Origin of the sequence: Brevundimonas sp., from assembly GCF_031412435.1 — a bacterium.
GTDB lineage: Bacteria > Pseudomonadota > Alphaproteobacteria > Caulobacterales > Caulobacteraceae > Brevundimonas.
The window spans coordinates 1-14,138 of the sequence record NZ_JANODA010000088.1; the positions used below are offsets into that span (position 1 = coordinate 1).

At 68.3% G+C, this 14,138-nt stretch carries 14 protein-coding genes; 8 read left to right on the forward strand and 6 right to left on the reverse strand.

Features of this window, described 5'->3' with window-relative positions:
- The 6 genes from RMO01_RS17690 to rplS form a co-directional block, all read left to right on the forward strand.
- Positions 1-534 (forward strand): PD-(D/E)XK nuclease family protein (locus RMO01_RS17690; RefSeq protein WP_309630383.1); only part of this gene is annotated, 534 nt, incomplete at its 5' end.
- Positions 531-4,019 carry a double-strand break repair helicase AddA gene (addA, locus tag RMO01_RS17695; RefSeq protein ID WP_309630384.1) on the forward strand — a complete coding sequence of 1,163 codons (3,489 nt, stop codon included), beginning with the start codon at positions 531-533 and terminating at the stop codon, positions 4,017-4,019. The genes RMO01_RS17690 and addA, both read left to right, overlap by 4 nt.
- 173 nt (positions 4,020-4,192) lie before the next feature.
- A complete protein-coding gene (locus RMO01_RS17700; RefSeq protein WP_309630385.1) occupies positions 4,193-5,032 on the forward strand; it encodes an alpha/beta fold hydrolase in 840 nt (279 codons plus the stop codon).
- 149 nt (positions 5,033-5,181) lie between these two features.
- The gene (gene trxA / locus RMO01_RS17705) at positions 5,182-5,517 is read left to right on the forward strand and encodes a thioredoxin (RefSeq protein WP_298163590.1); all 336 of its coding nucleotides are present in this window, start codon (positions 5,182-5,184) and stop codon (positions 5,515-5,517) included.
- Between the two features lie 32 nt (positions 5,518-5,549).
- Positions 5,550-6,299, forward strand: a complete 750-nt coding sequence (gene trmD / locus RMO01_RS17710) for a tRNA (guanosine(37)-N1)-methyltransferase TrmD (RefSeq protein WP_309630386.1) — start codon at positions 5,550-5,552, stop codon at positions 6,297-6,299.
- Between the two features lie 3 nt (positions 6,300-6,302).
- Positions 6,303-6,731, forward strand: coding sequence for a 50S ribosomal protein L19 (gene rplS / locus RMO01_RS17715; protein ID WP_309630387.1), 429 nt, complete (start codon positions 6,303-6,305; stop codon positions 6,729-6,731).
- 100 nt (positions 6,732-6,831) lie between these two features.
- On the opposite strand, the gene RMO01_RS17720 is transcribed toward rplS, so the two are convergent.
- From RMO01_RS17720 to kduI, 5 genes are all read right to left on the reverse strand, one after another.
- The gene (locus RMO01_RS17720) at positions 6,832-7,545 is read right to left on the reverse strand and encodes a LamG domain-containing protein (RefSeq protein ID WP_309630388.1); all 714 of its coding nucleotides are present in this window, start codon (positions 7,543-7,545) and stop codon (positions 6,832-6,834) included.
- Positions 7,545-9,194: a pectate lyase gene (locus RMO01_RS17725; protein ID WP_309630389.1), complete on the reverse strand. Its 1,650-nt coding sequence runs from the start codon at positions 9,192-9,194 to the stop codon at positions 7,545-7,547. The genes RMO01_RS17720 and RMO01_RS17725 overlap by 1 nt, the downstream gene beginning before the upstream one ends.
- Before the next feature lie 243 nt (positions 9,195-9,437).
- A complete protein-coding gene (locus tag RMO01_RS17730; protein ID WP_309630390.1) occupies positions 9,438-10,448 on the reverse strand; it encodes a sugar kinase in 1,011 nt (336 codons plus the stop codon).
- 20 nt (positions 10,449-10,468) lie between these two features.
- Positions 10,469-11,227, reverse strand: coding sequence for a 2-dehydro-3-deoxy-D-gluconate 5-dehydrogenase KduD (gene kduD, locus RMO01_RS17735; RefSeq protein WP_309630391.1), 759 nt, complete (start codon positions 11,225-11,227; stop codon positions 10,469-10,471).
- Between the two features lie 6 nt (positions 11,228-11,233).
- Positions 11,234-12,067 (reverse strand): 5-dehydro-4-deoxy-D-glucuronate isomerase, encoded by an 834-nt coding sequence (gene kduI, locus RMO01_RS17740; RefSeq protein ID WP_309630392.1) that lies wholly within the window; start codon positions 12,065-12,067, stop codon positions 11,234-11,236.
- A 119-nt stretch (positions 12,068-12,186) separates the two neighbouring features.
- On the opposite strand from kduI, the gene RMO01_RS17745 reads away from it, so the two are divergent.
- Positions 12,187-12,846: an RpiB/LacA/LacB family sugar-phosphate isomerase gene (locus RMO01_RS17745; RefSeq protein WP_309630393.1), complete on the forward strand. Its 660-nt coding sequence runs from the start codon at positions 12,187-12,189 to the stop codon at positions 12,844-12,846.
- A 46-nt stretch (positions 12,847-12,892) separates the two neighbouring features.
- On the opposite strand, the gene RMO01_RS17750 is transcribed toward RMO01_RS17745, so the two are convergent.
- Positions 12,893-13,891: a LacI family DNA-binding transcriptional regulator gene (locus RMO01_RS17750; RefSeq protein ID WP_309630425.1), complete on the reverse strand. Its 999-nt coding sequence runs from the start codon at positions 13,889-13,891 to the stop codon at positions 12,893-12,895.
- Between RMO01_RS17750 and RMO01_RS17755 the strand changes: the two genes are divergently transcribed.
- On the forward strand, positions 13,782-14,111 hold the full coding sequence (locus tag RMO01_RS17755) for a hypothetical protein (RefSeq protein WP_309630427.1): 330 nt from the start codon (positions 13,782-13,784) through the stop codon (positions 14,109-14,111). The genes RMO01_RS17750 and RMO01_RS17755 overlap by 110 nt on opposite strands.
- The last annotated feature ends 27 nt before the right edge of the window (positions 14,112-14,138 follow it).

Sequence of the window (14,138 nt, forward strand, 5' to 3'; positions counted from 1 at the left end):
GCCGGGTTCGAGATGAGCAGGCGGGCCAAGGGCATCGACATCCGCGTGGAGGAAACGCTGTCCCTGACGTTCGCGGCCCCCGCCGGACCCTTCACCCTGACCGCGAAGGCGGACCGGATCGAACTGTCGGGCTCGGGTGCGGCGGTGCTGGATTTCAAGACCGGGCAGATCCCCTCGGCCAAACAGCTAAAGACGGGCTTTTCGCCCCAGCTGACCCTGACCGGGGCCATCCTGGCCGACGCCGGGTCGAAGACCTCCGGCCCGGTCGAGCCCGAGGAGCTGACCTATGTCCGCGTCGTCGGTCGCAAGGTGCCGGGCGAGCAGGCGGTGCGGGCTTCGGGGGCCGAGGCGGCGGCACTGTCGCAGGCTGCGCTGGCCGGGCTGAAGGCGCGGGTGGCGCGGTTCGACAGCGAACGAACGCCCTATCTGAGCTGGGTCGCGCCTCAGTTCATGGGCAATTTTGGCGGCAACTACGATCATCTCGCCCGCGTCTGGGAATGGCATGTCGTCGGCGGCGATGAGGGGGAGACATGAGCCTGGAGGCCTCCACCCGCATCCTGCCCGACCCGTATCAGATTGCGGCGGCGGACCCGCGCCAGTCGGTCTTCGTCACCGCCAATGCGGGGTCGGGCAAGACCTCTACCCTGGTAGACCGGGTGGCGCGTCTGCTGCTGGAGGAGGTCCAACCGGGCGAGATCCTGTGCGTCACCTATACCAAGGCCGCCGCCGCCGAGATGCAGGCGCGGCTGTTCGACCGGCTCGGCGCCTGGGCCGTCATGGACGACCGCGCCCTGTCGGCGTCCCTGGCCGATCTCGACGGACGCGACGCCGCCACCCTGTCCCATGCCGACCTGTCGCGGGCGCGCAAACTCTTCGCCAAGGCCCTCGACACCCCCGGCGGTCTGAAGATCCAGACCCTGCACGCCTTCTGCGAAAAGCTGCTGCGGCGCTTCCCGCTGGAGGCCGGCGTCACCCCCGGTTTCACCGTGCTGGAGGATCAGGCGGCCCTGGCCCTGTCGCACGCCGCGCGCGAGGACCTGGCCCGCGCGGCGCTCGCCAACGTCGACGGCCGCATCGGCCGCGCCTATGCCCATTTCGCCGTCGAGCTCGACTGGGCCAGTTTCGAGAGCCTGCTGGCCCGCATCGAACAGGATCGCGCCCGGCTGATCGACTATGTCGCCCGCATCGCCGCCGACCCCACGATCAGCCCCTACGCCCTCGTCGGCGCTGATCCCGACAGCGATGTGGCGTCGATCCAGTCCGACTTCATGCGCTTCCTCGACCGGGGCGAATGGCTGGAAATCGCAGAACTGATGTCGACCGGTTCGGTCACCGATCAGGGTTGCGCCGACCGCATGTACGCCGCCGACTGGACCTTTCCGGAGGTCTCCGCCGTCTTCCTGACCAGCGGCGCGCCCCGCAAGTCGATGGCCACCAAGTCGGCGCCCGCCCGGGCCCGCGACTGGCTGATGGCCCTGCAGGACAAGGTGGTCGCGACCCTGGGTCAGGTCCGTAAGGCCCGCGTCGCCGAGGACACCGTCCATGTTCTCACGCTCGCACAGGCCCACGGCGCCCTATACGACCAGGCCAAGACCCGGCGCGGCGCCCTCGACTTCGGCGACCTCGTCGCCCGCACCGTCGAGCTGCTCACCGTCCGGGCCAACGCCGCCTGGGTCCTCTACAAGCTGGACGGCGGGGTCGAGCATGTCCTGATCGACGAGGCCCAGGACACCGCCCCGGAGCAGTGGGACATCATCCGCGCCCTGACCGAGGGCTTCTTCTCCGGCGCCGGATCGCGTCGCTTCGGGGCCGGCCAGGTCGAGCGCACCGTCTTCGCCGTCGGCGACGAGAAACAGTCGATCTACTCCTTCCAGGGCGCCCGGCCCGAGCGGCTGAACCGCGAGGCGCAGAGCTACGAGACCCTCGTTCGCGGGGCCGGCTTCGCCTACGCGGGCGTCGAACTGGCCACCTCCTTCCGCTCCACGCCCGAGGTGCTGGGCTTCGTAGACGCCGTCTTCGAAGGCCCCGAACGCACCCGCGCCCTCGTCGGCGAACAGGTCGGCGCCATCCCGGCCCACAAGGCGATGCGCGCCGACGATCAGGGCTGTATCGACCTCTGGCCCCTCTACGAGGACGAGAAACCGCCCGAACGCGACGCCTGGGACGACCCCGTCGATCAGGAGCCGGTCCAGGGCGCGCGCAAGCGGATGGCCGCCGACCTCGCTCGTGAGATCAGACGCCAGGTCGAGACCGGCGTCGCCGTGCAGGACCGCAAGACCCGCGCCCTGCGTCCCTGCGGCTACGGCGATTTCCTGATCCTGGTCCGCCGCCGTGACGCGACCTTCGAGGAGATCATCCGCGCCCTCAAGGCGGCGAGCGTCCCCGTGGCCGGCGCCGACCGGCTGAAGCTGTCGTCGCACATCGCCTTCGACGACCTGATCGCCGTGGCCCGTTTCGCCCTCTATCCTGACGACGACCTCAGCCTCGCTGGCATCCTGCGCAGCCCCTTCTGCGATCTGGACGAGGACAGTCTGTTCGACCTCGCCGGGGCCGAGCGCCGCAAGGGTCGGCTGTGGCCTGTCCTGCAAAGCCGCGCGGCCGAACGCCCGGAGTGGGCCCGCGCCCGCGACCTGCTGACCTTCGCGATCGACCAGCGGGGCCGCGACCCCTTCGCCTTCTTCGCCGCCCTGCTGAACCGGGTGGACGGGACCGGCCGCTCCGGCCGCGCCCGCCTCCTGTCCCGCCTCGGTCGCGAGGCGGAGGAGGCGATCGACGAGACCCTGAACCAGGTGCTGGCGGCCGAACAGCGCGGCGGCCTCGATCTCGAGACCGCCCTGTCGATGCTGGAGGCCGCCGACGTCGAGGTGAAGCGCGAGCTCGAAGGCGCGCGCGGCGAGGTCCGCGTCATGACCGTCCACGGCTCGAAGGGGCTGGAGGCGCCGGTGGTGATCCTGCCCGACACCACGGCGCGGGCGAAGGCCCAGGGGCCGACCCTGATGCCGGTCGAATTCGCCGACGGGGCCGAGGCCTGGCTGATGTGCCCCGGGTCGGAAAAGGAGGACTGCGAGGCCTCGGCCGCCGCCCGCGCCGTCCGCCAGCAAAGGGTCGACGACGAGACCCTGCGCCTCCTCTACGTCGCCCTGACCCGCGCCCGCGACCGGATCGTCATCCTCGGGCGCGGCTCGGGCCGGTCGAAACTGGGCTATGAGGACGGCAGCTGGTGGGCCGTCCTGACCGAGACCTTCGAACGCCTCGGCGGACAGGTCCGCGACATCGGCGACGGCCGCCGCCGCTACGGCGTCGATCCCGAGGTGCTGGGCGCCGGCGAGGCCTCCGCCCGATCCGCCGCCGATGTCCCCGCCTGGGCCCGGACCCTGCCGCCGGTCGATCCATCCGCCCGCTATGTCTCCCCATCCCAGATGGAGGGCGCCAAGCGGATCGCCGCCCCGTCGCCGCTCGCCGTCTCATCGACCGGGGAGGGGGCCGCATTGGGCCGCTTCCGGCGCGGCGATCTGATCCACCTGCTGCTCGAACGCCTGCCCGAAATCGCCCCCGCCGACCGACCCGAGGCCGCCGCCCGCCTGCTGGCGAAGGAGCGCGACCTGTCCGACGCCCAGCGGGCGGAGATGATCGAGGCCGCCTTCCGCGTGCTCGACGACGCCCGCTTCCACGCCGTCTTCGGCCCCGGCTCCCGCGCCGAGATCGCCCTGACCGGCGGGGCCGAAACCCTGCGTCCCGGCGTCGTCATCAACGGCCGCATCGACCGGCTGGTGGTCACGCCCGAGCGCGTCCTCGTCGTCGACTACAAGACCAACCGCCCCGCCCCCGGCCGTATCGAGGACGCCGACCCCGCCTACGTCGCCCAGATGGCCACCTATGTCGCGGTGCTGGCCCGGCTGTATCCCGACCGCCCGGTCGAGGCGGCCCTGGTCTGGACGGACGGGCCCAAACTCATGCCGGTGCCGCAGGGGCTGATGGACGAAGCGTTGGCGGGACTGCGCGAAGAGAGAATGCGGTGAACGCCAGTTATGGCCGGGCGGCGGATTCGAGGCTGGCGATCAGACACTCATACTTCCGCATCATGAAAGCCGTGTCATGACAGAAGGTAAACCTGCGTGGGCTGAGAAACGCCGGTAAGATGACGCTTGCTGAACGCGACTTGCGCCGGGCATCTTCAACTTCAAGGCTTCAAATGAAATCCTTCGCCGCCATCGCCCTGCTGGCTTTCCCGGGGATCGCCGCCGCACAAGAACCCGCGAGGGACGTGTCCATCACGTCCGGTGATGCAACCCTCTCCGCCCGTGTTCTGGATGGTGTCGGTGAAGGTGCGCGTCCGGCCATCGTCCTGTTCAACGGGTTTCCTGCTGGTCCGAACATTCCGCGCATCGCCACGGACCTGCAGGCGGCCGGCTATACGGTGCTGTTGCCCCAGTATCGAGGCACCGGCTCCTCTGGTGGTACGATCAGCCTTCAACATTCGCGCGAAGACGGCGCCGCTTCAGTGGCCTGGTTGAAGGAGGCTGCGGGTAACGGCGTTGATGCGGCGAAGATCGGGGTGATCGGTGTCAGCTACGGCGGCTGGGTCGCCTTGCAGACAGCCGCTGCAGACCCCGACGTTCGGTGCGCCGTAGCCCTGGTTCCCGCAGACATGGGCGTGATCGGTGCGCGCTGGGGAGCAGACGCCGATTATCGATCGGCCTGGAAGACGGATCTGGACAGCTTCGCGGCCGACCCTGCCTCGACGCGCTTCGGACCCGATGGCGTCGACGGCTTCATGAACGCGATCACTGCCGGGGCTGAATCCTACAGGCTGGCGCCTCGCGCCGCCGCCTTGGCCGATCGTCCGGTCTTCGTCGCTGGCGGCCGCCGTGATCCGGCCGCGCCTTTCGCCGACCACTATGTGCCTTTGGTCGAGGCCCTGCGCGTGGCGGAGGCTCCGTTCGCGGCACTCGAGTTCGACGGCGGGCATAACCCGTCGGAGGCGTCGGCCGCCGCGCAAGGCTTCATCGAGAGGTCGTGTTTCTCCGCGTAAGCCTGATCAGGTCGTCGTTCGCGGAGCGGCGGCCTTTTGGTTGTGAAGGTCGCTGCGTGACCTCCGTTGATTTCCCCCAGAATCGCCCCACATCTCAGACCAACATGACACCGGGCGCGCCGACGCCGCCCCTTGAGGAGATGAGTCCCATGGCCACGGTCAAGGTCACCGACGAGAGCTTCGACGCCGACGTCCTGAAATCGTCCACCCCCGTGCTGGTGGACTTCTGGGCGGAGTGGTGCGGCCCCTGCAAGCAGATCGGCCCGGCCCTGGAGCAGATCTCCGACGAACTCGGCGGCCAGGTCACCATCGCCAAGATCAACATCGACGACAGCCCGATGACCCCGTCCAAACTGGGCGTGAAGGGCATCCCGACCCTGATGCTGTTCAAGGACGGCCAGATGGCGTCGCTCAAGGTCGGCGCCATGCCCAAGGGCAAGATCCTGGAATGGCTCGCCGAGACGGGCATCGCCGCCAAGGCGTGACGTGAGAGGGCAGGGGCGCTAGATCGCGCCCCATGCCCTTCTCCGCCACCGTCCTGACCATGTTCCCCGAGGCCTTTCCCGGGCCGCTCGGCGTGTCGCTGATCGGCACGGCCTGGCGCGAGAAGGGGCTCTGGGACCTGCAGACGCTGGACATTCGCGACTTTTCCGAAGATAAGCGCGGCTTCCTGGACGACACCCCCGCGGGTGGCGGCCCCGGACAGGTCCTCAAAGCGGACGTGGTGGCCCGGGCTCTCGACAGCCTGACAGGGTCGCCCCGGCCGCTTTTGTACATGAGCGCACGCGGTCGACCCCTGACGCAGGCGCGAGTGAAGGACTGGGCAAAGGCGGACGGCATCGTCGTTCTCTGCGGCCGGTTCGAGGGGGTGGACCAGCGGGTGCTCGACGCACGCGGGTTCGAGGAGGTCTCCGTCGGAGACGCAGTCCTGGCCGGTGGCGAGGCGGCGGCGATGGTGGTGATCGAGGCGTGCGTGCGACTGATCCCCGGCGTTCTGGGCCAGGCCGAAAGCCTGTCCTCCGAAAGCTTCGAGGACGGTCTTCTGGAGCATCCGCAGTACACGCGACCGCGGACGTTCGAGGGGATCGACATCCCCGAGATCCTGTTGTCCGGCGACCATCGCAAGATGGCGGCCTGGCGTCAGGCGCAACGGGAAGAGACGACCCGGGAGCGACGGCCCGATCTGTGGGCGGCGCATCTGGAAACAAGACCTGCGGAACCTTCCGCCAAATCAAAGCTAAAGGGCGCCAAAGCCCGAGGAGAATAGACCATGGCCAACATCCTTCAGACGCTCGAAGCGGAAGAAAAAGCCCGTTTGATCGCCGTCCGCGCGATCCCGGTCTTCCAGCCCGGCGACACGCTTCGCGTCAACGTCAAGATCAAGGAAGGCGAGCGCGAGCGCGTTCAGGCCTTCGAAGGCGTCTGCATCGCCCGCGCCGGCGGCGGCGTGAACGAGAACTTCACCGTCCGGAAAATCTCCTTCGGCGAGGGCGTCGAGCGCGTCTTCCCGATCCTGTCGCCGAACATCGAGTCGATCGAGGTGAAGCGTCGCGGCGTCGTCCGGCGCGCCAAGCTCTATTACCTGCGCGACCGTCGCGGCAAGTCGGCCCGTATCGCCGAACGCCAGACCGTCCGTCCGGCCAAGGGCGCCCAGGTGCCGGTCACCGGCGCCGCCGACAAGCCTGCTGACGAGGCGTAAGACATTCTTTTCGCGCGACCGCCCTTCGGGCGACGTGAGCGCGGAATGAGATGAGTGAGGGCCTCGGCGGAAACGCCGGGGCCTTTTTCATTGCGCGGGATCAGGCCGGATGGACGCCGGTGAACTGGTCGGGCCGCAGGAAACGCCGGGTGAACCGGGCCTCGGCGATGGCGCCGTTGAAATAGTTGACCCGGTTGATCCGGGTGCCGACCGATGCGCGACCGGGGCCCTGGGGCGTGAAGGCGATCGCGGCCTCGCCCTGAAGCTCCCCGTTCACATAGGCCCGGTAGGTCGTCCCGTCATAGGTCTGGGCGACGTGGTGCCAGCGGCCGACGGGGTGCAGCCTGTCGGGGAAGAGCAGCGTCTGATTGTAGGTCGGCCCCTTCACGAAGGCGTCGAGCGCCCACTGGTCGCCGTAGACGCGGATCTCGAACAGGAACCGGGTCCCGACCGGGGTCTGGCCGGGTGCGGGATTCTCGTCGGACTGAAGATGCAGCCAGCGCTGTTCGAAGGCGCCGCCGTCGGGGCGGAAGACGGCCTCGAAGGCGAAGGTCGAGGCCCCGGCCAGCGGATGCTGGCTGATGAAAAGGGCATCGTCCACGCCGTCGAACTGCAGGGCGCCGTCGGGAAGGGAGGAGGGGCCCTCGACGCGCTGCGGCGCCCCCTCGATCGTCAGGGGCGCGCCGATCCGGTCCAGGGCCCCGAAGCGCCAGACGGTCTGGTCCGCCGGGCCCCGGCCCATCAGGGAGGCGCAGCCGCCAGTGGCGGTCAGGCCCGCCGCCGCGCCGGTGACGAGAAGCTGTCGCCGGTCCATTACGACGCCATCGCCTCGATCAGGTCGCCGATGTTGCGGATGAAGGTCTCGGTCGAGATGGCTTCCACCGGGAAGTCGGTGTTGTAAGGCGAGGTGTCCCACAGGTCGCCGACACGGGTTGTCTGATACTCGCCGCCGGTCACCGCCTCTGGTGACGGGCCGATATAGGGGTTGGACGTCGTGGTCATCGGCGTCGGCCAGTAGCCGCGTGCGTTGAGGCTCGCCGCCAGTTCCGCCGCCCGCCCGGCCGCCACCGGACGCGGACGCCGCCCGTCGGTCGACATGTCCCAGATGCTGACGTCGCGCAGGGTGAAGTATTTGGGCAGGTTCAGCGTACCCGCCCGAACCTTCAGCGGCGAGGCGGCGATCAGAGCCGCCGGATCCATCGCGGTCGCCGCTTCCAGCTCGGCGCGAAGGGCGGCCGTGTCGAGGTTCCGGAACGAGCCGTAGTGGATGACAAGGTTGGTCGGGTTTTCGTCGGCGTAGTAGCGGCCGTTCCTGATGTTCGATCCCCGGCGGTGGATATAGACCGGGGTGTTCGAGCCCTCGAGGATGAAGGTCGGATGGGTCCGCCCCGGCGCGATCAGGTTCTGGGGCGTCTTCACCTGATCCAGCCAGTCCAGCGCCTCCGGCAGGCGCGCCAGGTATTTCCGGTCGCCCGTCAGTTTGTAGAAGCCGATCATCGACCGGATGTTCGTCGCCGTGGTGTGGGTGGCGAAGGCGCGCGGTTCGATGGTGCGGGCCTGAGCCGGCTTCAGCGTGTCGGGATAGTGCTGCAGCCCCCAGGCCGGTTGCGGCATCGGCTGCTGGGTGGCGATGAAGATGTCCATGCCACGCTGGATGGCGTCGACCAGACGGCGGTCGTTCGACCCCAGCGCCTGGTGGCAGTAGAGCAGGAACTCGATGTTCTCGCCCGCCACGTCGTCGTTGAAGGTGATGTAGGGGGTGTAGTCCGGATTGCCGTGCAGGCCGCCCGCGCCCTCGACGAACGGGAAGCGCTGGGGCCAGCCGCCGTTCGGATACTGGGCGTCGAGAACGAACTGGATCGCCTTGTCGAGCGGCGCCCGATATTTGCGCTCGCGCTTCTCCAGATAGACCCGCAACAGCAGCTGCGACGCCTCGGCCGTGCCCGCGTCATCGAAGGTGGCGTTGCCGTAGTAGTGCTGGAATTCCTCCAGCCGCCAGGCGTTTCCGCCGATCGTCTCGTACCAGTGTTTGAGGCTCTCCTCGCCGGCCGTGTCGATGACGTAGTTCCAGCCGCCCCGGGGGTGCTGGCCGGCGATCAGGGCGTCGGCGGCGGCCTTGGCGGCGTTGTAGAACTGCTCGTCGCCGGTGGCGTGATAGGCATCGAGGTAGACGTGGCCCACCGTCGCCGTGCCTGGAGGCTGGACCCAGATCATGGTCGGCGACGCTTCCAGCTCGCCCCAGCGTCGCGAGAAGTCGGGCAGGACGTTCCAGACATAGCCGCCGCCCACAGCGACCTCGTCGGTCATGAAGGCGGTGGCGCGCTTCATGGTGGCGAGAATGGCGGCGCGGTCGGGCGCGGCCCCTCCGTGAGAACTTTGCGCGAAGGCGGGGGCCGCTCCGCCGACAGCCATCAGGGCGGCGCCCGAGGCGAGGACGGCGCGGCGCGACAGGGTCGGCGACATGGGGAACTCCGGGTCGTTTCCTAAAGACAGAAGCGCCGGGTCTTGCGCCCGGTCGCCCGGATCATAACCACGATTGACACCGGTTTCCTAGATGCCATTCCTCCCCCATCGGGGGAGGTGGCGCGGCGCTTCTTCAGCGCCGTGACGGAGGGGGCCAACCGCGAGTTCGGTGTCCGGGGTTAGCCCCCTCCACCCCCGCGCAAGCGCGCTGCGGTCCCCCTCCCCCGATGCGGGGAGGATCAATCAGCGCCGGATGTCGAAGCCTTCGGCGGTCATGGCGGCCCGGACCTGGGCCTCGTCGAACAGGTTGAAATCGCCGGGAACCGAATGCTTCAGGCCGGCCGCGGCGAGACCGAAGGCGAGAGCCTCGTCATTCGACCAGCCCCTGTAGACGCCGAACAGCACCCCGGAAGCGAAGGCGTCCCCGCCGCCGACCCGGTCCACGACCCCGGTCAGGGCGATGGGCGCCGCGTGGTGTTCGCCGTCGCGGGTGATCATCACCGCCGACAGGGTCTGGTCCTGGACGCTGTCGTTGATCCGCAGGGTGCAGCAGATCCGCTCCAGCGAGGGCCAGGTCTCGAAGGCGACCTTCGCGGCCATGCGGCGACGCTCGGCAGGGTCCGCGTTTTCGAAGGACCGTCCCAGCACCAGGGCGAAGTCGCGGTCGTCTGCGAAGGCCAGGCTGGACCCGGCCAGCATCTGGCCGAGGACGCGCGGCGGATCGCCGGCCCATTCGGCCCACAGCTTGCCCCGGAAATTGCCGTCGAAGCTGACCTTTACGCCCGCAGCCGTCGCAGCGGCGATGGCGGCCAGCGCAGCGGCCGAGCCGGTCGGCCCGGTCGCGGGGGTCACGCCCGACAGATGCAGCCACTCCACGCCCTCCAGCAGTGTCGCCCAGTCCAGCGCGCCGTCGACATGCTGGACGAACGCCGAGGCGGCGCGGTCATAGAGGACTTCCGACGGACGCCGCACGGCCCCCGGCGTCAGGAAATACAGCCCCATCCGGCCCGGCTTGAAGACGATGCCGCGCGTGTCGACGCCGTGCTTGCGCACCTCGTCACGGGCGGTGTGACCCAGCGCATTGTCGGGCAGGACGGTCGCCATGGCGGCCGGCGCGCCGTAGCGGGCCAGGGATACCGCGACATTGGCCTCCGCCCCTCCGGGACGGACGGTCAGGCCGGGCGACTGCATCAGCAGTTCGCCATCGTTGGGCGTGAGACGCAGCAGCATCTCGCCGAAGCACAGAATGGACATGCCGTTACGCTAGCGGGTCGTTAGCGAGCGAGCCAGCCGCCATCGACCGGAAGCGTGATGCCCTGAACATAATCCGACGCCGCCGACGACAGGAAGACCGCCGCCCCGCCGATGTCCGACGGCTGGCCCCAGCGACCCGAGGGGATGCGGCCGAGGATTTCTTTCGACCGGACCGGGTCGTCTTGCAGCGCCTGGGTGTTGTCGGTGGCGAAATAGCCGGGCGCGATGGCATTGGCGTTGATCCCGTGCTTCGCCCACTCGTTGGCCATCAGCTTGGTCAGGCCGGCGACGCCCGACTTGGACGCCGTGTACGACGGCACCCGGATCCCGCCCTGATAGGACAGCATCGAGGCGGTGTTGATGATCTTGCCCTTGCGACCGCCGGCGATCATGTCGCGGACCACGGCCTGGGAGAGGAAGAAGACCGACTTCAGATTGACGTTCAGGACCGCGTCCCAGTCTTCCTCGGTGAAGTCCACGGCGTCGGCGCGGCGGATAATGCCGGCGTTGTTGACCAGGATGTCGATGGGGCCGAGGCCCGAGGTGGCTTCGGCGACGATGCGCTCGATCGGTTCCATCGAGCCGAGGTCGGCCTGGATCGAAATGGCCTTCACCCCCTTGGCCAGGCACTGGCCGACAGTGTCGTCCGAAGCCCGGCGAGCGACCGAGGCGATGTGCGCGCCCGCGTCCGCCAGCGCCAGGGCGATACCCTGACCGATGCCGGTGTTGCCGCCGGTGACGACGGCGACCTTGCCAGAAAGGCTGAATGGATTGGTCATGAGGCCCTACTTCAGTTGGCTGACGTCGAGGACGTCCATGTCGGTATAGTCGATGTTCTCGCCGCCCATCGCCCAGATGAAGGTGTAGTTCGACGTGCCCGCGCCCATGTGGATCGACCACGGCGGGCTGATCACGGCCTCGGAATCGGCCATCACGATCTGGCGCACCTTGTCCGGCTCGCCCATGAAATGGAACATCCGGTTGGCCTCGCCGAGCTCGAAATAGAAATAGGCCTCGGAGCGCCGGTCGTGGGTGTGCGGCGGCATGGTGTTCCAGACGCTGCCGGGCTTCAGCACCGTCAGGCCCAGGGCCAGCTGGCAGGACTTCACGGTCCCCGCCACGATGTACTGGTAGATGGTCCGCTCGTTCGCCGTCTCCAGCGCGCCGCGCTCCATCGACACGGCCTGATCCTGCGGGATCAGCGTCAGCGGGTGGGCCGCGTGGGCGGGGGTGGACACGAGATAGAAGCGCGTCGCGCCTGCAAAGCTGACCTCGGCCGAACCCATCGGGATGTAGAGCCCGTCCCTGGGCCTGAGAGTGAGGCTCTGGCCGTCAACGATGACGACGCCGTCGGCCTGACCGACATTGATGACGCCCATCTCGCGCCGCTCCAGATAGGGCTGGCCCGCCGCCGACGCCGGCTCTGTCTGTCTGGGCAGGCTCACGGACCCGGAACCCGGCTCGACCCCGCCGATCACCATCCGCTCATAGTGGGTGTAGTTCAGCCGCACCTCGCCCGGAGCGAACAGGTCCGTCATCAGATAGCGGTCGCGCAGATCGTCATTGCTGGCGCCGACCATCGAACCCGGATGGGTGGCATGGTAAGTCTTGCGATACATGCGGCGATCCTCCCACCGGCGTTTGGGTGCTTGGTAACCGGTGTCAAAACCAGATGCAAATGATCGCGCGACGGGGTAAAGCCCTCGCCGATCCCACAGACCTGACGAGAGAACATCCCATGAAAATCGCCCTGATCACCGAGAACAGCCAGGCCGCGAAGAACGCCATCATCCACGACGCCCTGACCGCCGTGGCCGTGCCGATGGGCCACGAGGTCTTCAACTACGGCATGTACACGGCCGAGGATAAGGCCTCGCTGACCTACGTCATGAACGGCCTGCTGACGGGCATCCTGCTGAACTCGGGCGCCGCCGACTTCGTCGTCACCGGCTGCGGCACGGGCATGGGCTCCATGCTGGCCTGCAACGCCATGCCGGGCGTCTTCTGCGGTCTGGTCATCGATCCGACCGACGCCTTCCTGTTTGGCCAGATCAACGACGGCAACGCCATCTCCATGCCCTACGCCAAGGGCTTCGGCTGGGCGGCCGAGCTGAACCTGCAGGACGTCTATCGCAAGCTGTTCGAAGGCGAGCGCGGCCTGGGCTATCCCAAGGAGCGCGCAGAGATCATGGCCAAAAACCGCGGCATCCTGAAGTCGCTGAAGGCCGTGACCTGCCACGACATGCTGACGGTGCTGAAAAACGTCGATCAGGACCTGCTGAAGGCGGCCGTCGCCGGCGAGAAGTTCCAGGACTACTTCTTCGCCAACGCCACCGACGAAGGCATTCGCGACTACATCAAGGGCCTCGTCGGCGCGAAGGCGCTCGCGCCGGCCTGAGTTTGGAAGGCGGCGCGCCCCGGCGCGCCGCCGCCACCTTCTCGAGCTACAGCGCCCGCGCCGAATCCCTGACCACCAGCGAAGGCCGCACCTCCGGCTGGTTCAGCTTCGCCGGATCCAGACCGCGCAGCGGCGCCAGCAGTTTCTCGGCCGCCATCCGGCCCATGTCGCGGATCGGCAGGCGCACCGAGGTCAGGTTGGGCCAGACCCGTGACGCCATCGGCAGGTCGTCGTAGCCGACCACGCTGAGGTCGCGCGGTATCTCCAGACCCATGTCGCGGGCGACCTTGAACACGCCCAGCGCCATTTCGTCATTGCCGGTGAAGATGGCGGTCGGCGGCGGGTCGAGGGCCAGAAGCGTCTTCGCCGCCTCCACCCCCGATTCGAACGTATAGGCGCCGACGGCGACATAGCGGTCGTCCAGCGTCAGCCCCTTTTCGGCCAGGCCCTCGCGGAAGCCCCCGCCGCGCACGGCGCTGGAGCGGAACAGTTCGGGGCCGGAGATGAAGCCGATCCGGCTGTGCCCCAGGTCGGCCAGGTGCCGTCCGGCCTCCGCCGCGCCGAGATGGTCGTTGGTCACCAGCATGGCGCCCGGCTCGTCCAGAGACACCGAGGCGATGCGGACATAGGGGCAGTCGAGGTCGCGCAGGACCTGGATGACCCGTTCGTCCTCCGACATCGACGGCGGCAGGATCACGCCGAACAGCTTCTGACGCTCCACAAAAGTGCGGATGTCGGTCACCACGGTGTCGGATGTGCGGACGCAGGGGTGCACGACCAGTTCCAGACCGGAGCCCCGCAGGGCGTCCAGCACCCCCTGCTGCATGTTCACGACGTAGTTGGGGCTGGGGTTGTCGTAGATCAGCCCGACCAGGAAGGACCGCCGGAAGGCCAGGCCGCGCGCCTGCGCATCCGGCGTGAAGCCCAGTTCCTCGATGACCGAACTGACCCGCACGCGGGTTTCCTCGCGCACGAAAGGCGACTGGTTGATGACCCGCGAGACCGTCTTCTTCGAGACCGCGGCGATGCGGGCCACGTCGTTGATCGTGGGCCGTTTTCCGGGCCTCATCCCCGCGCGGGCGGATGTCGTGTCGTCGTCGGTCAAACTCGACCTCTTGCTGCTAGCCGACCAGCCTTACAACCGCTCCGGTCGCGACGCCATGCCTGCCTCTCCGGATGACACCGATGTCGGCAACCCCGTTGACACCGGTTTCCTTCCCCTTCAATCATCCCTGACCGACGAAAGATCGGCATCCGGCAAATGACATCGGGACGGCGCGTGACGGGCATTC

Coding starts and splice junctions, on each gene's coding strand:
- addA (WP_309630384.1), top strand. CDS start 531: ATGAGCCTGGAGGCCTCCACCCGCATCCTGCCCGACCCGTATCAGATT.
- RMO01_RS17700 (WP_309630385.1), top strand. CDS start 4,193: ATGAAATCCTTCGCCGCCATCGCCCTGCTGGCTTTCCCGGGGATCGCC.
- trxA (WP_298163590.1), top strand. CDS start 5,182: ATGGCCACGGTCAAGGTCACCGACGAGAGCTTCGACGCCGACGTCCTG.
- trmD (WP_309630386.1), top strand. CDS start 5,550: ATGCCCTTCTCCGCCACCGTCCTGACCATGTTCCCCGAGGCCTTTCCC.
- rplS (WP_309630387.1), top strand. CDS start 6,303: ATGGCCAACATCCTTCAGACGCTCGAAGCGGAAGAAAAAGCCCGTTTG.
- RMO01_RS17720 (WP_309630388.1), bottom strand. CDS start 7,545: ATGGACCGGCGACAGCTTCTCGTCACCGGCGCGGCGGCGGGCCTGACC.
- RMO01_RS17725 (WP_309630389.1), bottom strand. CDS start 9,194: ATGTCGCCGACCCTGTCGCGCCGCGCCGTCCTCGCCTCGGGCGCCGCC.
- RMO01_RS17730 (WP_309630390.1), bottom strand. CDS start 10,448: ATGTCCATTCTGTGCTTCGGCGAGATGCTGCTGCGTCTCACGCCCAAC.
- kduD (WP_309630391.1), bottom strand. CDS start 11,227: ATGACCAATCCATTCAGCCTTTCTGGCAAGGTCGCCGTCGTCACCGGC.
- kduI (WP_309630392.1), bottom strand. CDS start 12,067: ATGTATCGCAAGACTTACCATGCCACCCATCCGGGTTCGATGGTCGGC.
- RMO01_RS17745 (WP_309630393.1), top strand. CDS start 12,187: ATGAAAATCGCCCTGATCACCGAGAACAGCCAGGCCGCGAAGAACGCC.
- RMO01_RS17755 (WP_309630427.1), top strand. CDS start 13,782: ATGACCGAACTGACCCGCACGCGGGTTTCCTCGCGCACGAAAGGCGAC.